Origin of the sequence: Embleya sp. NBC_00888 (assembly GCF_045207655.1) — a bacterium.
Classification (GTDB): Bacteria; Actinomycetota; Actinomycetes; order Streptomycetales; family Streptomycetaceae; genus Embleya.
In genome coordinates, this window is sequence record NZ_CP108784.1 from 5,816,847 (window position 1) to 5,836,195 (window position 19,349).

The window sequence follows — 19,349 nt, forward strand, 5'->3', positions numbered from 1 at the left end:
CGTCTCCGGTTGTGCCGTCCCCAGGGGGAGTGCAAGGTGCCCGAACTGCCCGAGGTCGAGGTCGTCCGTCGCGGACTGGAGAAGTGGGTGGTGGGTCGCACCATCGCACACGTCGAGGTCACCCACGAGCGCGCCGTCCGGCGCCACCCGGCGGGCCTGGTGGACTTCGCCGACGCGCTCGCCGGTGCCCGGGTACACGCCGCCCGCCGACGCGGGAAGTACCTGTGGCTGCCGTTGGTGGCGCCCGGTGCCGAGGCGCCCGAGGACGCGCTGCTCGCACACCTGGGGATGAGCGGCCAACTCCTGGTCCAGCCGCCCGAGGCACCCCGGGAGAAGCACCTGCACGTGCGGTTCGCCTTCACCGACGGCGGGCTGGAGTTGCGCTTCGTCGACCAGCGCACCTTCGGCGGGCTCGCGGTCGAGCGCGGCGGCGCCGAACTGCCGCCCTCGATGGCGCACATCGCCCGTGACCCGCTGGATCCGCTGTTCGACGACGCGCTCTTCCACGCGGCGCTGCGCCGGCGCAACACCGAGGTCAAACGCGCGCTCCTGGACCAGACCCTGGTCAGCGGGATCGGCAACATCTACGCCGACGAGGCGCTGTGGCGCTCCCGGTTGCACGGTGCCCGGCAGACCGGGAAACTCACCCTCGCGCAGACCACGCTGCTGCTCACGTCCGCGCGGGACGTGATGACCGACGCGTTGGCGGCGGGCGGTACCTCGTTCGACAGTCTGTACGTCAACGTGAACGGCGAGAGCGGCTACTTCTCGCGCGGCCTGGACGCCTACGGCCGTGAGGGCGAGCCGTGCAACCGGTGCGCGACGCCGATCCGGCGGATCTCGTTCATGAATCGCAGCAGTTACTTCTGTCCGACCTGTCAGCGGACGCCACGCAAGGCGACGGCCGGGGCGTAGGCACCGGAACCCAGGGAGCGCGTGTCATGGGATTCAACGGGGACATCGTCGTCGTGCGTGGGGCGCGGCCGTTGTCCGAGTTCGCGCCGCACGTGGACACGGCGGCGCACCCGGCCCGGACGATGTGGGAGTCGTCGGACGGCTGGACCGCGACCCACGTGCGGCACCAGGACGACCCGTACGCCTTCGAGCGGCCGTGGTTGGAGGCGTTGGCGGCCAAGGCGGACTCGCCGGTGTTGGTGTGCTGGGTCTTCGAGACGCACGTCGCGCACGTCCAGGGGGTGAGCGAGGCGGGCGCGTGGGAGGCGTGGCTGAATCCGGGTGAGGCGGCGGCGCATCTGGCGATGGGCCGGCTCGAGGTGGAGGCGGCCCGGGCCGGCGCGGAGGTCTTCGACGACGACGGCGAGTTGCGTCGGCCCGAGCGCTATGCCCGACTGCGCGACGAGGTGGGCGAGGTGCTGGACCGGGCCCGCCCGAAGGTGGTCACGGCGGCGGTGCGCTGGGCGCGGGCGGCGGGTCGGGCGGCCGGCGAACAGGCGGTCGACCTCGTGCTCGCCCGCAGCCAGGGCGAATCCGGGTTGTACGTGTTCGGCCTGCTCGCGGACCGGCTCGGGGTGGGGCCGCGCTGAGGCGCTCGGCCGGCTCGGCTCGCGCCGAGGCACGGCCCGGGTCCGCCCGGGCCGTGCCGTCGGGTCAGCGGCCGAACTCCTGGGTCCACCAGGGGCCGTTGGCACCTTCCTTGATGCCGACCCCGAGCTTGGTCAGGCCGCAGTCGAGGATGTTGCGGCGGTGGCCGGGGCTGTTCATCCAGGCGCGCATCACGGCGTCGGCGGTCTTTTGGCCGCGCGCTATGTTCTCCGCGCCCAGGTAGCTCACGCCGGCCTTCTCGGCGCGATCCCAAGGGGTCAGCCCCTCGGGCGTGTTGTGGTCGAAGTAGTCGCGGGCGGCCATGTCGGCGCTGTGCGCACGGGCCAGCGCGACCAGCTTGGCGTCGTTCTTGACCGGACCGCAGCCCGCGCTCGCCCGCTCCTCGTTGACCGCCGCGAGCACCTTGTCCTCGGGGCCGCTGGACGGGGTCGGGGTGCTCGTGCTCGGGGTGGCGGCGGGCTTGCTCGGCGAGGCGGTCGCGCTCGGGGTGCCGGCCGCGCTCGTGGTCGGTGCGCTCGGCACCGCGCTCGCGGAGGGCGTGGTGTCGGCGCTCGCGCCGGGCAGCGCGGTGCGGCCGGTGGTCGCCGCGCCCGGGAGCAGGCTTCGGGACGCCCCGTCGCCGGTGCGGTCGGCCCCGGCGGCGCCCGACGGGCCGGACCCGTCGGCGCCGAGTCCGGGCAACGGTCCGTCGGCACCGGCGACCCGGTTGCCGGAGGACTCGCCGGCCCGATCCGAGACGACCAGGCCGGCCACCGTCCCGCCGAGCGCGAGGAGGGCCAACAGGGCGAGCAGGGGGGCGACGCGTCGACGGCGGGCCCTCGCGCGTCGTCGACGCGGGCGGGCCGGGGTCGAGGAGGTGCGGCTGTGCCGGGCCATGGAGGGTTGAGTCACCTTCCGGCAGGGGATATCAGTTCACCCGAACGGGTGTCGTGCCGGAGTGACTCTAGGGCACGGTCGTCCGGAGTTGGCGGACAACCGGAATCTTCTTGACGGTGGAGGTCGAAAGATGATCTCGTACACCCAGCACGACAGCCGTCACCCCAATCCGCGGTCGAACCGCGTTTGATCGGGTGAAGGTCTCGTTATCGTGCCGTTATGATATTGACCTCCTGCGTTTTTGGTGCGACGCTGGAAGCCCGCGCACCCTATCAGGAGCCTTGCGGCCGGGTGCCACATTTAGACCCGCGAATCTGCGTGGTCATTCATTTTCAGCGTGGAGGACCCTCTCATGGCGAAGGCGCTTCTCGGTTACGTCGGTGGCCCCGATCCCCGACTGCTCGCCGAGAATCGACGGCTCCAGCAGCGTGTTCGTGACCTGGAAACGGAACTTGTCCGTGCCCAGGAGCGTAACGACGCGCTCAACGCCGCCGCTTCGGACGAGCTGCTTGCCGGCTTCGACGTCTCCGCGGCGGAACCCGCGCTTTCGCGAGCGTAGGTCCGCGTAAGCGATAACCAGGGACGCCTTCCGGCGTCCCTTTGTCGTTTCCGCAGTGGTTCCCGAACGGCAGTGCGCCCCGAACCACCCGGTCCGGGAAGCCGATTGCGTTTGCGAACCTTGTGCTTGCGAACCCGACTTCGGAGCCACCCGCGCTCCCGGGGTCCCGCGCGACCCCTGTGGCGCGCGCCACGATCCGCGCGCCGGTACCTCGGTCTTCCCCCTGTGCCCGTCCCCGCCATGCCCCCTTGCGCCCACCCACTCGCTTCCAGCGGTTGATACCCCCATCCGGGGCACCCGACACGCCGTGGAAGGGACCGAGCGGACGAATCGCCCGAGTACCCCCGACTACTCTTTCGTCGCGTGCACCTGAAGAGTCTGACACTGCGTGGCTTCAAGTCCTTCGCGTCGGCGACGACGCTGCGCTTCGAGCCGGGGATCACGTGCGTCGTCGGGCCCAACGGCTCCGGCAAGTCGAACGTGGTCGACGCGTTGTCGTGGGTGATGGGCGAGCAGGGCGCCAAGACGTTGCGCGGCGGCAAGATGGAGGACGTCATCTTCGCCGGCACCGCCGGTCGACCGCCGCTCGGGCGCGCCGAGGTGAGCCTGACCATCGACAACGCGGACGGCGCGCTGCCCATCGACTACTCCGAAGTCACCATCACCCGACGGATGTTCCGCAACGGCGGATCCGAGTACGAGATCAACGGCAGCACCTGTCGCCTCTTGGACATCCAGGAACTGCTCTCCGACTCCGGTATCGGCCGGGAGATGCACGTGATCGTCGGCCAGGGGCGGCTCGACTCGGTGCTCCAGGCCGATCCGACCGGCCGGCGGGCGTTCATCGAGGAGGCCGCGGGCGTACTCAAGCACCGCAAGCGCAAGGAGAAGGCGCTGCGGAAGCTGGACGCGATGCAGGCCAACCTGAACCGGGTGCAGGACCTGACCAACGAACTGCGCAGGCAGCTCAAGCCGCTCGGGCGGCAGGCCCAGGTGGCCCGGCGGGCGGCGGCGATCCAGGCCGATCTGCGGGACGCGCGGCTGCGGCTGCTCGCCGACGACCTGGTGGGGCTCGAGCGAGCGCTGGCCGAGGAGGTCGCGGACGAGGCCGCGTTGCGCGAGCGGCGGACCGCCGTGGAGCGCGAACTCGGGTCGGTCCAGGTACGCGAGGCGCACCTGGAGACCGAGATGCGGTCGATGGCGCCGCGGCTGGCCCGGGCCCAGGAGACCTGGTACGCGCTGTCCGCACAGGCCGAACGGGTGCGCGGGACGGCCGGGCTGGCGCGGCAGCGGGTCAAGCACGCGACCTCGGCGCCCGCCGACGAGCGGCGCGGGCGCGACCCGGAGGAGATGGAGCGCGAGGCGGAGCGGATCCGCGAGCAGGAGGCGGAACTCGCCGCCGCGCTCGAGTCCGCGCAGGTCGAGCTGGCCGAGACGGTGGAGCGGCGCGGCGAGTTGGAGCGCGCCCTGGTCGAGGAGGAGCGCCGGCTCAAGGAGGTCGCCCGGGCGCTGGCGGACCGCCGCGAGGGGTTGGCCCGGCTGGTCGGCCGGGTCGGTGCCGCGCGCAGCCGGGTGGCCGCGGCGGAGGCCGAGATCGGTCGGCTGGTCGGCTCCCGCGACGAGGCACACGAGCGCGCGGCGGCCGCGCAGGAGGAGTACGAGCTGCTCCGGCTCGGGGTCGAGGGCACCCCGGAGGACGGCGGCGGGTCCGCGCTCGCCGTGATCGAGGCCCGGTTGGGCACGGCCGAGGAGGCGCTGGCCGAGGCCGAGGAGGCGTTGACGGCCACCCGCGACGCGGAGAAGGAGGCCGAGCGGGAGCGCTCGGCGGTCACCGCGCGCAAGGAGGCGCTGGAGTTGGGGCTTCGGCGCAAGGACGGTACGGGCGCGTTGCTCGCGGCGGGGGACCGGTTGTCCGGCGTGCTGGGCACGGTGGCCGCGCTGGTCACCGTCGAGCACGGCGCCGAGCAGGCGGTCGCGGCGGCGCTGGGCGCGGCCTCGGACGCGATCGCGGTGACCGGTGTGCAGCCGGCCGTGGAGGCGTTGCGGCTGCTGCGCAAGGACGACGCGGGCCGGGCCGCGCTGCTGCTCGGCGGGGTCGCGGAGGCGGGGTCGGCGGCCGGGGGGCCGGCGCAGTGGCCGGCACTGCCGGCGGGCGCGGTGTACGCGGTGCGCCTGGTGTCCGTACCGGAGCAGTTGCGCGGTGCGGTGGCCGGGCTGCTCGATCGGGTCGCGGTGGTCGAGGATCTCGCCGCCGCCGCGGACCTGGTGCGGGCGCTGCCCGGGGTGCGGGCGGTCACCCGGGCGGGTGATCTGGTCGGCGAGGGCTTCGCGCACGGCGGGTCGGCGAGCGCGCCGAGCCTGTTGGAGGTGCAGGCGGCGGTGGACGAGGCGGCCGAGCGGCTGGCCGAGCTGACCGGGCGGTGCGCGCGGCTGGGCGACGCGCTGGCGGATGCGGTGGCGACCCGGCGCGAGGCGGCTGCCGCGGTCGAGCGGATCACGGCACAACGACGCGAGGCGGAGCGCAAGGCCGCCGCGGCGGCACAGCAGTTGGGCCGGCTCGGCGGCCAGGCCCGGGCGGCGGGCGGCGAGGCGGAGCGGCTGGCGGGCGCGGTGGCCGCGGCCGAGGCGGCGCGGGCCCAGGAGGAGCTCAAGGTCGAGGAACTGTCGGCGCGACTGGAGGCGGCCGAGGAGTACAACGCGGCCGAGGGCGACGAGGAGCCGGACACCGCCGAGCGGGACCGGCTCGCGGGCGGTGCGAGCGCCGCGCGGCAGGCCGAGATGGAGGCCCGGCTCGCGGTGCGCACGCACGAGGAGCGGGTGCGCTCGCTGGCCGGGCGGGCCGACGCGCTGGACCGGGGCGCGCGGGCCGAGCGCGAGGCGCGGGCGAGCGCCGCCCGGCGGCGGGAGCGGATGGCGGTGGAGGCGCGGGTCGCGGGCGCGGTGCTCGCGGGCACGGACGTACTGCTGCGCCACGTCGAGGCCTCGTTGGCGCGTGCCGGGGCGGAGCGCGACGCGGCGGAGGGCGCCCGGGCCGCGCACGAGGCGGAGTTGGCCCGCGAGCGCGGCAGGTCCCGCGCGTTCGCCGCCGAGTTGGAGAAGCTGACCGACTCGGTGCACCGGGACGAGATGCTGCGCGCGGAGAAGCGGCTGCGGGTCGAGCAGTTGGAGGCCAGGTCCCTGGAGGAGCACGGGATCGAGGCCGTGGGCCTGTTGGCGGAGTACGGCCCGGACCAACCCGTGCCGCCGTCGCCGCCGGCCGAGGGCGAGGAGCGCGACCCGGACTCGCCCGAGGCGCTGCCGCGGCCCTACGTCCGGGCCGAGCAGGAGAAGCGGCTGCGCGCGGCGGAGAAGGCGCATGTGCAACTGGGCAAGGTGAACCCGCTCGCGTTGGAGGAGTTCGCCGCGCTGGAGGAGCGACACAACTTCCTGACCGAGCAGTTGGAGGATCTGAAGAACACCCGCCGCGACCTGATGACCGTGGTCAAGGAGGTGGACGAGCGGGTCGAACAGGTCTTCACGGCGGCGTACCACGACACCGCGCGCGAGTTCGTGGGCGTGTTCGCCCGGCTGTTCCCCGGCGGCGAGGGCCGGCTGATCCTGACCGACCCGGACGACATGCTGAGCACCGGCATCGAGGTGGAGGCCCGGCCGCCGGGCAAGAAGGTCAAGCGGCTGTCGCTGCTCTCCGGCGGGGAGCGCTCGCTGACCGCGGTGGCCCTGCTGGTGGCGATCTTCAAGGCCCGGCCCAGCCCGTTCTACGTGATGGACGAGGTCGAGGCGGCGCTGGACGACATGAACCTCCAGCGGCTGATCGGGATCTTCGCGGAGCTGCGGGAGAGTTCGCAGCTCATCGTGATCACCCACCAGAAGCGCACGATGGAGGTCGCGGACGCGCTGTACGGCGTCTCGATGCGCGGCGACGGGGTGACCACGGTGATCAGCCAGCGGCTGCGGCAGGAGGACCGTCGGGTCGCGTCCGAGCACGCGGAGCCGATGAGCGGGGTCGCCGCGGGCGGGTGAACACGAACGGCGGCCACACCCCGGTCGAGTCGAGGGTGTGACCGCCGCCGTGCGCGGGGCGCCGGGCTACTCGGCCGGCACGTTGCGCGGCATCACCTTGTCGTTGAACAGTTGCAGGCTGGCCCAGCCCGCGTCGATCGGCAGGCCGCCGACCAGCGGGTGCAGGATCAGCGCGTCGGTCAGGCCGCCGGCCTGGCCGATCTCGACGCACTCGTCGGGGGTGAGGCAGCAGTAGATGCCCTCCTCGCGCAGCGCGGCGACCGTGGTGGCCGAGGACTCGACCACCGACGCTATGTCGGGGGTCTGCCAGCCGGCGTACGTGGTGGCCTCGTGCAGGAAGTACTCGCCGTACTCCGCCCACGCCTTGTCCGGATCCTCGGTGCAGAAGATCATCCGGGTCTTGACCGGGGGCAGGATCGCGAAGCCGCCCTCGAAGCCCTCCTCGGCGGCGAGCTCGTAGTAGTACTGCTCGAGCTCCGGGATCGGCGCCGCGGCGTAGAACGGCAGGCGCAGTCGCACCGCGCGGCGTACGGACGCCTTGGCGGTGCCGCCGACCATGACCATCGGGTGCGGGTCGGTGAACGGCTTCGGGGTGACCCGGACGGTGGTGCCGCGGTATTCGAACGGCTCGCCGGTCCACGCCTTGAGCAGCGTCTCCAGCACCTCGTCCTGGATCTTTCCGCGCCGCTTCCAGTCCTTGCCCAGCGCCGCGTACTCCTCGGGCCGGTAGCCCAGGCCGGCGACCAGGGAGAGCCGGCCGCCGCTGATGTTGTCCAGGACCGCGATGTCCTCGGCCAGCCGGATCGGGTCGTACAGCGGGGCGAGCAGCGCGCAGACGATCACGCCGATCCGCTCGGTGGCGCCGAAGATCGCGCCCGCGGTGCTCAGCGGGGAGGGGCTCCACGCGTTGTCCGCGCCGTGGTGCTCCTCGAGGCTGATCATGTCGAACCCGTTCTTGTCCGCGAAGGCCGCCATCTCGACGGTGGCCCGATAACGCGCGGACATCTCCTGCCGGTCGAGACCGGGGAGGACCTGGTTGAACCGCAGATTCGTGACAGCCATGGAGCGTGAACACCTTCCGGGTCGAGCCGAAGCCGTCTCGGACACGTGTCATCTGCCGGACGGTGCTTGGCTCTGGCAAGCTATCTGACGCAGTGTCAGGATTCAACGGTCTTCCGGTCACGGCCGGGCGGCCGGACGCGGACCCGCCGGGAGCGGCCGGTCGCGGTTCGGCGCCGGGCCGTCTGGGAGACTGGAGGTCCTATGGAGACTGTGATCCTGATCGTCGTCATTGCCCTCGTCGTCCTCGGCGCCGCCGGCTGGTTCGTGGTCGGCTCGCGCCGCAAGGGCGTGCCGCCGGCGCCGCCGCGCACACCGGTCGAGCCGGGTGTCGGCGACGAGGCCGCCCCGCCCGTCGAAGCGCCCCGGCGCACCGTCGACACGGTCGATCTGCCGGAGACGTCGGTCGTCGTGCCGGAGACTTCGGTCGTCGTGCCGGCCGAGCCGGAACTCGTCCCGTTGGAGGTGCCTGAGCCCACGGCCGGGCGGCTGGTCCGGCTGCGCGCCCGGTTGGCCCGCTCGCAGAGCACGCTCGGCAAGGGCCTGTTGGCGTTGCTCGCGCGCGAGCACCTGGACGAGGACACCTGGGAGGAGATCGAGGACACCCTGCTGACCGCCGACGTCGGGGTGGCGCCCACCCAGGAGCTGGTCGAGCGCCTGCGTACCCGGGTCAAGGTGCTGGGCACCCGTACGCCCGCGGAGCTGCGCGCGCTGCTGCACGAGGAACTGCTCACGCTGCTCGGCCCCGACCTGGACCGCACCCTCAAGACCGCCCGGCACACCGGCGGCGAGGGGGGCGACCGTCCGGCCGTGGTGCTCGTGGTCGGCGTCAACGGCACCGGCAAGACCACCACGACCGGCAAGCTCGCACGGGTCCTGGTCGCGGACGGTCGCAGTGTGGTGCTCGGCGCCGCGGACACCTTCCGTGCGGCCGCCGCCGACCAGTTGCAGACGTGGGGCGAGCGGGTGGGCGCGCATACGGTGCGCGGGCCGGAGGCGGGCGACCCGGCCAGCGTCGCGTTCGACGCGGTCAAGGAGGGTATCGCCGAGGGCGTGGACACGGTGCTCGTGGACACCGCCGGCCGCCTGCACACCAAGACCGGCCTGATGGACGAGCTGGGCAAGGTCAAGCGGGTGGTGGAGAAGCACGGTCCGGTCGACGAGGTGCTGCTCGTCCTGGACGCCACCACCGGTCAGAACGGTCTGGTCCAGGCCCGGGTGTTCGCCGAGGTGGTGGACATCACCGGCATCGTGCTGACCAAGCTGGACGGCACCGCCAAGGGCGGCATCGTGGTCTCGGTGCAGCGCGAGTTGGGTGTGCCGGTCAAGCTGATCGGCCTCGGCGAGGGGCCCGACGACCTGGCTCCGTTCGAGCCGTCCGCGTTCGTGGACGCGTTGATCGGCGACTGAGCGGGTTCGAGCTGCGACGCCGGGCGGGCCGACACGGCCCGTCCGGCGTTTTCGGGTCCGGACCCGGGCGGCGTCAGGACGCCAGCCACAGTCCTCGGCCGGTCGACGACGCGTCCTTGCGGTGGCACGCGTAGGCGAGCGTGCCGAGCAGCAGACGGGCCTCCGGGAGCGCCGGGTCGCCGCTCTCGGGCGGGCGGATCCACTCCACCGGGCCGAGCATGCCCATCGGCGACGGCGGCGCGAACACGTAGTCGCCCTCGCCGTGGCAGCGCAGGTCCAGGACGGCGTCGTCCCAACCCATCTGGTAGAGCAGGTGCGGCAGTTCGGCCGCCGCGCCGGGGGCGACCAGGAACGCGACCCGCCCGGTCGGCGTGGCCAGCACCGGGCCCAGCGGGGTGCCCATGCGCTCCAGCCGGACCAGTGCCCGGGTGCCCGCCTGGCGGGGCACGCTGATCGCGTCGAAGACCCGACCGGTGGGGACCACGACCGTGCTGTCCGGCCACTGCGACCACAGGTAGCGCACCGCGGCCGGCGACGCGGTGGCCCGCTCCGACCAGCGCGGGTCCGCCGGGTGCATGCCGGGCGCGGCACACGTGACGCGGCCGCACGAACAGTGGGTGCCGCGTCCGTCGCGTACCAGGTGCGCACCCTGGGCCACCGGCCAGCCGCGTTCCTCCGCGAACTCGGCCACCGCCTGCCACAGTGCGGCCCGCGTACGCCGGCGCGATCCGAGCATGATGTCCATGTCCTCCCCAACGGCACTCATTACTTTTGGTTACGCTGTGACCGCAGAACGTCATCTCGACGGCTGTCGGCTCCGCGCGGTATGAACAGGACCGGCAGTCGTCGTCGACGCTGTGTCGACGATCAGTCAAACGCGGGTTCCCCCCTGGCGCGTCCCGGGCGCGTGGGGTGGCGAAGCCTGGCGTTTAGCGCATCGACCGACGCCTGCGCGCGAGTTGCGAATACGTTCGGCGAACGGGCCTGCGCGTACGGTTCCCATCGGGGCCCGACGCCTGACCGGCCGGACCGCTGAGGGCATGGGGGCGATGCGGTGGCGACGACGCGAACGCGGGACGACGGGTCCGCGGACGAACACGAGCCGGACGGCGGGCGGCAACCCAACGACCGGCTCGCCGCGTGGTTCGCCCGCAGCGGGTGGTCGAAGGGCGAACTGGCCCGCCAGGTGAACCGGCACGCGCGGGCGATGTCGGCTCCCCACGTGAGCACCGACACCTCGCGGGTGCGCCGCTGGCTGGACGGGGAACAACCGCGCGAGCCGATACCGCAGATCCTGGCCGAGTTGTTCACCCGACGGTTCGGCCGGGTGGTCAGCATCGACGAGTTGGGCCTGCGCGAGCCGGACGAGCCGCACGGCGACTTCGGCGTGGACCTGCCCTGGACGTTCGAGACCGTGGCGGAGATCCTCGGCGAGTACACCCGCGGCGATCTGCTGCTGGGCCGACAGGAGTTCGTCGGTCCGGCGCTGCGCCTGGCGGCGGGCCGCGATCTGGTCGAACCGCTCCAGCGCTGGTCGGCGCCGCTGCCCGCGACGCCGACCGCGCCGCCGATCGGTGTCGGCGACGGTTCGGGACCGGCTCGTGCGATGCGGCTGCCGGTGGCCGCCACCGAACACCTGCGCGACTCGGTGCGGTTGTTCCGGCGCTGGGACATGCAGGGCGGCGGCGGGCTGCGGCGCAAGGCGGTGATCGGACAACTCAACGCGCTCACCGACCTGTTGCGCACCGAGCAGTCGGCCGCCGTCCGGGCCCGGCTGCTCGGCCTGACCGCCGAACTCGCGTTGCTCGCCGGGTGGATGTCCTACGACACCGGCCTGCAACCGGGCGCGCAGAAGTACATGGTGCTCGCGCTGCACGCCGCGAAGGAATGCGACGACGCGCCGTTCGGGGCCAATGTGCTCGGCGTGATGTCCCGGCAGATGATCCACTACGAGTTGCCCGAGGACGCGCTGGAGTTGATCCACCTGGCCCAGTACGGCAGCCGGGACACCGGCGGAGCGGGGCTCCAGGCGATGTTGTGCGCGCTGGAGGGGCGTGCGTACGCCGCGCTGGGCGACGCGGATCGATGTAGGCGCGCGCTGGGTCTGGCCGAACAGGCGCTGGCCGACAGCCGGCCCGGGACCGAGCCGGACTGGATCCGCTACTTCGACCGGGCCGAACTGCTCGCCGAGAGCGGGCACGCGTATCGCGATCTCGCCTACACCCGGCCGGCCTTCGTGACCCCGGCCGGGGAGCGGCTGGGCGAGGCCGTACGGCTGCTGCGGGGCACCGACGAGTTCGTCCGCAGCCTCGCGCTCGCCCGGGTGGGGCTGGCCACGGTGTTCCTGATCGAGAACGACCCGCCGGCCGCGGTCGAGCAGGCCGGCGCGGCGCTGGAGATCGCCTCCCGGGTGCGCTCGGAGCGGTTGATCGTGCGGCTGCGGCGCACCGTCGAGGCGCTGGCCGGGCGATTCCCGAGCGATCCCGCGGTGCGCGACCTGGCCGCCCGGGTGGCCCGCGAGCTGCCCGAGGCGCCGTTCCCCACCGCGTGACGCGCGTCGGCCCCCGTCCGCGCGAGGCGGACAGGGGCCGAACGGCGTTGAGGCGGGACTACTTCAGCCCGACCCGGTCCATGAAGAAGACGCCGGTGTTGTACTGCACGACACCGGTGACCTTCTTGTTGAACAGGACCCCGATCGAGGACTCGGCATACGTCCACACCGGCAGGTCGGCGGACATCGCCTTCTGCAGGTCCGAGTAGGCCTTCTTGCGGATGGTCGGGTCGGTCGAGTTGCGGCCGGTGACCAGGGCCGCGTCCACCGCCGGGTTGTTCCAGCCGATGAAGTTGGTCGGGCTCTTGGAGAACCAGTTGTTGAAGGCCAGCGGCTCGGGGTCGACCAGCCACTGCTGGAAGAGCATCGCCTGGAAGTCGCGGCGGAACGCGTACTTCTCGATGTAGGCGCCGATCTCCAGCGGTTCCAGCTTCATCGAGACGTTCTTGTACTCGGCGAGCTGGGTCTGCATCCACTCGGCGACCTTGACCGAGGACGGGTTCTGCGGCAACAGGTAACTGAACTCGACCTTCTTGCCGTCGCGTTCGAGCTCGTCGAAGAGCTGCTTGGCCTTGGCCTTGTCGGGCGCGGCCTGCGCGCTCGCCGCGTCGTAGAACGGCGACTTCTGGGCGAAGTAGCCCTTCGCCGGCACGTAGCCGTTGGCGAGGGTCTTGGGGATGCCGGCCGGGTCCAGGGCGAGGGTGATCGCCTGCCGTGCCCGCGGGTCGTCGAACGGCGGCTTGGTCATGTTGAACTGGATCATCTGGCCGCCGTCGACCGAGCGCTGGACGACGCCGATCGCCTTCTCCGCCTGCGCGATGGTGGCGTTGTCGGAGCTCAGGAAGATGTCCGCGCCGCCGCTGTTGACGGTGTTGTACTGCTGCTTGACGTCCGGCACGTTCTTGATGGTCAGCTTGTCCAGCTTGGGCAGACCCTTGTCCTTCTGCCAGTAGTTCTCGTTCTTGACGTAGACCTGCTGGCTGCCGCGGGTCCAGCTCTCCAGCTTGAACGGGCCGGCGCCGACCGGCTTGTTGCGGTACTCGTCCGGACCCTTGGCCAGCGACGCGGGCGACGCGATGTAGGTCAGGTCGATCGCGATCGCGCGGTCGAGGTTGGCGTTCGGCATGCCCAGCGGGGTGATCTCCAGCGTGGTCTCGTCGACCACCTTGCTGGTCAGCCCGGCGGCTATCTGGCGGTGCTGGGACTGGGTCTCCGCCTTCGCGTGCATGTCCCAGTTGAACTTGACCGCCTCGGCGTTCAACGGCGTGTTGTCGGAGAACACGACCCCCGGCCGGAGCTTGAGCTGCCAGGTCTTGCCGTTGTCCGAGGTGGCCAGGCTCGCACCGAGGTGCGGCTTGACCGAGTTGTCCGCCGCGTCGATGTAGAACAGCGGGTCGTACAGTGCCGCCAGGCGCGGCTCGTCCGCCACCGCGACGGACGCGGCCTTGAACGGGTCGAGCGAGGCGGAGTCCTGGACGGCCAGCATGGTCATGCTGCCGCCGGACTTGGCCTCGCCCTGGACGGTCGACTGTTTGCCGCCCGAGGAGCCGGAGTCGTCCGATCCGCCACACGCGGTGGCCGTGATACCGAGGACCACCATCATCGAGACGAGAGCCGTGCGACGTGCGGTCGTGCGTCGTGCAGACAACGTTCTTGCCACCTCCGCCGGGAACAACACAAGTGGTGCCGGGAGCCATGAGCTGTGGAGCGGGCACTGCCGTATCGGTACTGCGTGCGGCACACCGTAGGTCCACTCGGCGCAACTTGCACGACCTGTAAGCCGATCTGTTACATCGTTACAGACAGTTGTCGAATCGTGTCGGGAGACCGGACTTTCCCGGCCTCCCGGAGGTGGCCGGGAAGCCCGCTCGCGGATCGCGAACGGGCCTCCCGGACACCCGAGGTGACGGTGCGTCGGATCAGCCGGAGGTGATCCGGGACCGGCGTTCGGCTACTTCAGGCCGACCCGGTCCATCAGCATGCCACCGTCCTGCACACCCACCACACCCACGGCCCTGGGGCCGGAGATGATGTTGGTGACCGCCTCCTGGTAGGCGAGCATCGGCAGGTCCTTGACGAGCACCTTCTGCAGGTCGGAGTAGGCGGCCTTGCGCGCCGCCTCGTCGGTGGTGGAGCGGCCCTTGATCAGCGCCGCGTCCGCCTCGGGGCTCTTGTACCCGGTGAAGTTCAACGGGGTCTGCGAGAACAGGCTGTTGAACAGCACCGGTTCCGGGTCGCTGGACCAGATCTGGTAGAGCGCCGCGGTGTAGTTCTTCTGCACCGTCAGGCGCAGGTAGTAGCTGGCCACCTCGGCCTTGTCGAGCTTGACCTCGACGTTCTTGAAGGCGTTGAGCGCGGTCATGGTGTACTCGGAGGTCGCGTTGGAGGTCGGGTTCTCCGGGACCAGGTAGTTGAACTTGACCGGCTTGCCCTCGGCCGCGAGTTCGTCGAAGAGCTTCTGCGCCTCGACCTTGTTCGGACTCGGCTGCGCGGCGGTGGCGTCGGTGAAGGTCTTGCCGCTGTGGAAGATGCTCTTGGCCGGGGTCGCCGTGCCCGCGTACATCTTCTGGTTCAGGTCGGCCGGGTCGAGCGCGAGCGCGACCGCACGACGCGCGCGAGCGTCGTCGAACGGCGCCGTCGAGGTGTTGAAGACGATCATCTGGCCGCCGTCGAGGGTGAACGGCGTGACGCCCAGGCCCCCTTCCTGCGCGGCCTTGGTCTTCTGCGGGTCGATGGTGAAGGTGATGTCCGCGCCACCGGCCTTGATCGTGTCGACCTGCTGCTTGACGTCGTTGACCACCTTGATGGTCAGCGTGTCCAGGTAGGGCTTGTCCGGTCCCTGCCAGTAGTTCGGGTTCTTCTCGAACACCATCTGGCTGTCCCGGGTCCAGGTCTTGAGGACGAACGGACCTGCGCCGACCGGCTTTTCGCCCTTGGGGTCGGCCGCGTACTGCTTGGGCGACTCGATGTAGGACAGCTCCGAGGCCACCGTGCGGTCGAAGTTCGCGTTCAGCATCGGCAGGGTGATCCTGAGCGTCAGCGGGTCGGCCACCTCCAGCCCCAGGCCGCTCGCGGCCGGGCGGTGCTGGCTGAGCACCTCCGGCTTGGCGTGCATCTCCCAGTTGAACTTGACCGCGGCGGCGTCCAGCGGGGTGCCGTCGCTGAACTTGACGTTCGGCTTGACCTTGAGCGTCCAGACCTTGCCGCCGTCGTCGCTCTTGAGGCTCTCGCCGATCTGCGGGACCACCTTGTTCTGCGTGTTGTCCACGTAGAACAGCGCGTCGTAGACGGCGAGCATGCGGTTGAGGTCGGTGACCGCCGCGTAGGACGCGTTGAACGGCGTCATGCTGCGCGCGTCGGACACGGTGAGCAGGGTCAGATTGCCGCCCTTCTTGGCGCCCGCGGACGCGTTCGGGTCCGCCTTGCCGCCGGCGGCGTCGTCCCCGCCGCCACACGCGGCGAGGGTCAGGGCGAGTGCGGAAACGCCGGCGATGGCCGCCGCGCGCTTTCGTGCGTTGTTGCCGAGGTTGCTGCTCATGTGACTCCTCCGTTGTCACAAGGCACATCCGATCCCCGTTCGGATCGGGTGTGATGGTGCGGTGGTGCACGGCCGGGTGGTGTGCGCGACGCCGAGAACACCGGATCGCGCCGGCCACCCGGCCGGGTCTGTGGGGGTCAGCCGCTCATCAGCGCCGCCCGATGGCGTCGAAGTGGATCAGGCCGTCGTTGAACAACTGGATCCCGACCAGGTCGGCCCGGTGTACCGCGCCGATGACCGCCGACGAGTAGACCCAGAACGGCAGATCGCGATTGACCTGGTTCTGCAACCGGGTGTAGGCGTCCCGCCGCGAGGACGCGTCGGTGGATCGCCGACCGTCCTCCAGGGCGGCGTCCACGACGTCGTTCGCGTAGCCGGTGATGTTGCTCAAACCGGCCTTGCTGTACAGGAATTGATAGATCGTCGGCTCGACGTCGTCGGCCCAGAGCTGACATACGGTGGCGTCGAAGTCGCTGCCCGCCAACCGGGTCACCAGCGAGGCCATGTCGGTGACCTCGACGATCACGGTGACGCCCGGATAGCCCTCCAGGGTCTGCCGGATGTACTCGGCGGTGCCGCGCATCTTGACGTTGTCGGGCACCAGGTAGCGGAAGACGAACGGTTTCTTCCCGTTGTTGGTGAGCTGTGCGAACAGCGCGCGGGCCTCGTCGGGTCGATTCTCCGGCGCGGCCAGGTTGACGTTCGCCAGCGGCGACGTGGCGTCGAAGATGCCGCGCGCCGATTCGCCCCGGCCGCCGTAGAAACGCCGGTTGATCTCGGCGCTGCTGAGCGCCAGCGCCACCGCCCGGCGGGCGGCCGGATCCTGGAAGACCCCCTTGCGCACGTTGAAGGCGACCATCAGTCCGCCGTTGAGACGGGCGTCCTCGGCGACCAGTCCGTCCGCGCGGGCCTGCGCCACACTCTGCGGATCGATGGTCAGGGTGAGGTCGGCCCGCTTCGCCCGGATCGACTTGTTCGCGCCCTCGACGTCCTTGTCCACCCGGAAGACCACCTCGTCGAGGTAGGGCCGATTCCGTTGCCAGTACTGGGGATTGCGCTCCAGCCGCAGCTCCTTGCCCGGCTCCCAGCTCTTCACCTTGAACGGGCCGGCGCCCACCGGCGCGTGCTTGAGCTCGTAGCGGCCGTCGGCGGTGGCGACCAGGCGTCGGGGCGCGACGAAGGAGAGGTTGCGCGCGATGGTGTGGTCGAAGTTGGCGTTCGAGGAGGGCAGTTCGATCCGCAACTGGAGCGTGGAGACCTCGGTCAGCAGCACCCCGCGCAGCGGACCGCCGACCAGCGAGCGCACCGCGGGGTCGCGGTGCGCCTCCCAGTTCGCCTTGACCGTGCCGGCGTCGAGCGAACTGCCGTCGCTGAAGCGCACGTCCGGACGCAGGGTCAGGGTCCAGATCCGCGCGCTCTGGTCGGAGACCAGCGATTCGGCCAGCTTGGGGCGCACCCCGCCTGTGCTCGGATCGGTCCACACCAGGACGTCGTACAGCGCGGCCAACCGGTTCGAGTCGGCGACGCTGGAGTAGGAGGCGGTGAACGGGTCGAGGCCGCGCTCCTCGCCGGGCATCAGGATGGTGACCGAACCGCCGTGCTCGGGCTCACCGGAGGAACTCCCGGAGTCGGAGGAGTCCAGACCGCAGCCCGCCGTCGCCAGCACCGTCGCCGCCGCGAGAGCGAGGGCGAGTCGGCGGCGCAGGCCGCGGCACGGTGGTCGTCGCAAGGGTGTCTTCGGGTGGGTTACCACTGCCGGCCTACCTACCTATCACTGTGGGGTTCGAACGTGCCTCGTGCGTCGGTGCAGTCGTGCAGTCGTTCCGGAAGTGCGGTAGCGCTGTGGTGCGGCGGCTCGCGCCCGACTCGGGGCGGAACCGGGTGCGTCCGCGTGGCGGGCGTGATCGGGCCCGGGGGTACGGAGGGACGTCCCGCCCGGGCACACGGGCCCGGGCGGGACGGGTGGATCCACTAGCCGGTGGTGCCGATCCGGTCCCACAGGATGGCGCCGTCGTTGGCCAACTGGATGCCGGTGATCCTGGGGCTGTAGACCGCGGCGGTGACCGCTTCCTGGTAGACCCAGAACGGCATGTCCTTGTTCACCTGCAGCTGTACACGCGTGTACGCGTCGCGTCGCTGGGCGGGGTCGGTCGTCCTGCGCGCGTCCTCGAGCGCGGTGTCGACCGCCTGGTTCTCGTAATTGCTGTTGTTCGGCATGCTCTTGCTGTGCAGCAGATCGTAGATGCCCGGCTCCGGGTCGTCGATCCATTGCTGACCGAGAGCGGCGGCCCACTCCGTGTTGCCGCTGCGGACGGTCTTGACGTAGGTCGCGATGTCGACGACCTTGACCTCCATCTCGACGCCGGGGTAGGTGTTCAGGACCTGCTTCATGTACTCGGCGACCCGGATCGACGCGGGGGCCTGCGGCACCCAGTAGGTGAACTTGAGCGGCTTGGTGCCGCCCGCCGTCACGTCCTCGAAGAGCTCCTTGGCCCGCTTCGGGTCGTTCTCCGAGGCCGCGAGTTGGATGTTGGCCACGGGGGAGGACGCCGCGAAGATGCCCTTGGCGGGCGTACCCTTGCCGCCGAAGAACTTCTGGTTGATGTCGATCCCGTTGAACGCGTAGACGAACGCGCGGCGGGCCCGCAGATCCTTGAACGGCGCGACGTTGAGGTTGAACACGACCATCTGGCCGCCGTTCAGCCCGATCCGCGTCACGCCCAGCTTCTTCTCCTCGGCCTGTGCCGTGGCGAGCGGGTCCACCGCGACGGTCAGGTCGGTCTTGCCCTCGTCGACCGCGGTCACCGAGTGGTTGACGTCGGTGTCCACCGTGATGGTCAGGTTGTCCAGGTGCGGCAGACCCTTGTCGAGTTGCCAGTAGTCGGGGTTTCGGGTGTAGGTCTGCTTGACCCCGCGCTCCCACTTCACCAGCTTGTACGGACCCGCGCCGACCGGCTTGTCACCGATTCCGGTGGGACTGGCCCGAAGCGCGGTGGGCGAGGCGATGTAGGCGAGGTTGCGCGTCACCAGGTGGTCGAAGTTCGCGTTCTCGGTGACCAGCTTGATGTCGAGGGTGAGCGGGTCGCTGACGGCGAGCGAGAGGATCGCACTCGCCGCGCCGCGCTGGAAGGAACCGACCTTGGGGTCCTTGTGGCGGTCCCAGTTGAACCGGACGGCCTCGGCGTCGAACACCGTGCCGTCGCTGAACTTCACGTTGGGCTTGAGCTTGAGTCGCCACGTGTCGGCCTTGGGGCCGTTGATCGCCAACGACTCGGCGACCTGCGGGCGCACACTGCCGGTGGTGGGGTCCGCCCACACCAGCGAGTCGTAGAGCGCCTGCATGCGACTGCCGTCGGCGACGTTGACGTACGACGTGGAGAAGGGGTCCAGGCTGGTGGAGTCGCCCGGGAGGCTCATCGTGAGCGAGCCGCCCTGCTTGGGCGTGCCCGCGGCCGACGGTTTGGTCTCGTCGTCGCCCCCGCAACCGGCGAGGACGGTGGCCAGTGCGGTCGCGACGACCAACACGGTTATTCGGCGCCGGGGACGGGGACGGCGTGTGGATCGAAGGGACAACGGGGAAGTACGAGTCACTGCAGGGCCAACCTTCACCTGACGGACCGCCCGGGCTTCCGTGGCCGGGCGGCGGACGTGCTTGGTGCCGGGTACGTCGGCCGACTCGGGGGGAGAGGGCGACGGCGCCCCGGGTGGAGCATGGTGGTGCGTCCGTGCGGCTGTGCTGTCGTGCGGTGGTGCGTGCTACTCGGGTGTCTGCG

13 protein-coding genes are annotated in these 19,349 nt (G+C 71.1%); 6 read left to right on the forward strand and 7 right to left on the reverse strand.

Features of this window, described 5'->3' with window-relative positions:
- Positions 1–36: 36 nt before the first annotated feature.
- Both mutM and OG948_RS24990 read left to right on the forward strand, forming a co-directional pair.
- Positions 37–915 carry a bifunctional DNA-formamidopyrimidine glycosylase/DNA-(apurinic or apyrimidinic site) lyase gene (gene mutM, locus OG948_RS24985; protein ID WP_406298600.1) on the forward strand — a complete coding sequence of 293 codons (879 nt, stop codon included), beginning with the start codon at positions 37–39 and terminating at the stop codon, positions 913–915.
- A gap of 26 nt (positions 916–941) precedes the next feature.
- The gene (locus tag OG948_RS24990; protein ID WP_406298601.1) at positions 942–1,544 is read left to right on the forward strand and encodes a hypothetical protein; all 603 of its coding nucleotides are present in this window, start codon (positions 942–944) and stop codon (positions 1,542–1,544) included.
- Positions 1,545–1,608: 64 nt separating this feature from the next.
- Here the strand turns inward: OG948_RS24990 and OG948_RS24995 are convergent, their stop codons facing one another.
- On the reverse strand, positions 1,609–2,439 hold the full coding sequence (locus tag OG948_RS24995; RefSeq protein WP_406298602.1) for a CAP domain-containing protein: 831 nt from the start codon (positions 2,437–2,439) through the stop codon (positions 1,609–1,611).
- Positions 2,440–2,791: 352 nt separating this feature from the next.
- Here OG948_RS24995 and OG948_RS25000 point away from each other — a divergent pair, with 352 nt between their 5' ends.
- Together OG948_RS25000 and smc are read left to right on the forward strand one after the other, a co-directional pair.
- Positions 2,792–2,998 carry a hypothetical protein gene (locus tag OG948_RS25000; protein ID WP_078975259.1) on the forward strand — a complete coding sequence of 69 codons (207 nt, stop codon included), beginning with the start codon at positions 2,792–2,794 and terminating at the stop codon, positions 2,996–2,998.
- Between the two features lie 363 nt (positions 2,999–3,361).
- The gene (smc, locus tag OG948_RS25005; RefSeq protein ID WP_406298603.1) at positions 3,362–7,018 is read left to right on the forward strand and encodes a chromosome segregation protein SMC; all 3,657 of its coding nucleotides are present in this window, start codon (positions 3,362–3,364) and stop codon (positions 7,016–7,018) included.
- Between the two features lie 66 nt (positions 7,019–7,084).
- Here the strand turns inward: smc and OG948_RS25010 are convergent, their stop codons facing one another.
- Entirely contained in the window at positions 7,085–8,080 is a 996-nt protein-coding gene (locus tag OG948_RS25010) for an LLM class flavin-dependent oxidoreductase (protein WP_395872638.1), read from the reverse strand.
- A gap of 201 nt (positions 8,081–8,281) precedes the next feature.
- Between OG948_RS25010 and ftsY the strand changes: the two genes are divergently transcribed.
- A complete protein-coding gene (gene ftsY / locus OG948_RS25015; RefSeq protein WP_406298604.1) occupies positions 8,282–9,487 on the forward strand; it encodes a signal recognition particle-docking protein FtsY in 1,206 nt (401 codons plus the stop codon).
- A 73-nt stretch (positions 9,488–9,560) separates the two neighbouring features.
- Here ftsY and OG948_RS25020 read toward each other — a convergent pair whose 3' ends face one another.
- Positions 9,561–10,253 carry a bifunctional DNA primase/polymerase gene (locus OG948_RS25020; protein WP_395872642.1) on the reverse strand — a complete coding sequence of 231 codons (693 nt, stop codon included), beginning with the start codon at positions 10,251–10,253 and terminating at the stop codon, positions 9,561–9,563.
- A gap of 288 nt (positions 10,254–10,541) precedes the next feature.
- Here OG948_RS25020 and OG948_RS25025 point away from each other — a divergent pair, with 288 nt between their 5' ends.
- A complete protein-coding gene (locus OG948_RS25025) occupies positions 10,542–12,038 on the forward strand; it encodes a hypothetical protein (protein ID WP_406298605.1) in 1,497 nt (498 codons plus the stop codon).
- 58 nt (positions 12,039–12,096) lie between these two features.
- On the opposite strand, the gene OG948_RS25030 is transcribed toward OG948_RS25025, so the two are convergent.
- From OG948_RS25030 to OG948_RS25045, 4 genes are all read right to left on the reverse strand, one after another.
- On the reverse strand, positions 12,097–13,686 hold the full coding sequence (locus OG948_RS25030; protein ID WP_406298606.1) for an ABC transporter substrate-binding protein: 1,590 nt from the start codon (positions 13,684–13,686) through the stop codon (positions 12,097–12,099).
- Between the two features lie 303 nt (positions 13,687–13,989).
- Complete coding sequence (locus tag OG948_RS25035; protein ID WP_406298607.1) at positions 13,990–15,576, reverse strand: ABC transporter substrate-binding protein; 1,587 nt, start codon at positions 15,574–15,576, stop codon at positions 13,990–13,992.
- A gap of 148 nt (positions 15,577–15,724) precedes the next feature.
- Entirely contained in the window at positions 15,725–17,305 is a 1,581-nt protein-coding gene (locus tag OG948_RS25040) for an ABC transporter substrate-binding protein (RefSeq protein WP_406298608.1), read from the reverse strand.
- A 242-nt stretch (positions 17,306–17,547) separates the two neighbouring features.
- Complete coding sequence (locus tag OG948_RS25045) at positions 17,548–19,098, reverse strand: ABC transporter substrate-binding protein (protein WP_406298609.1); 1,551 nt, start codon at positions 19,096–19,098, stop codon at positions 17,548–17,550.
- Between the last annotated feature and the right edge of the window lie 251 nt (positions 19,099–19,349).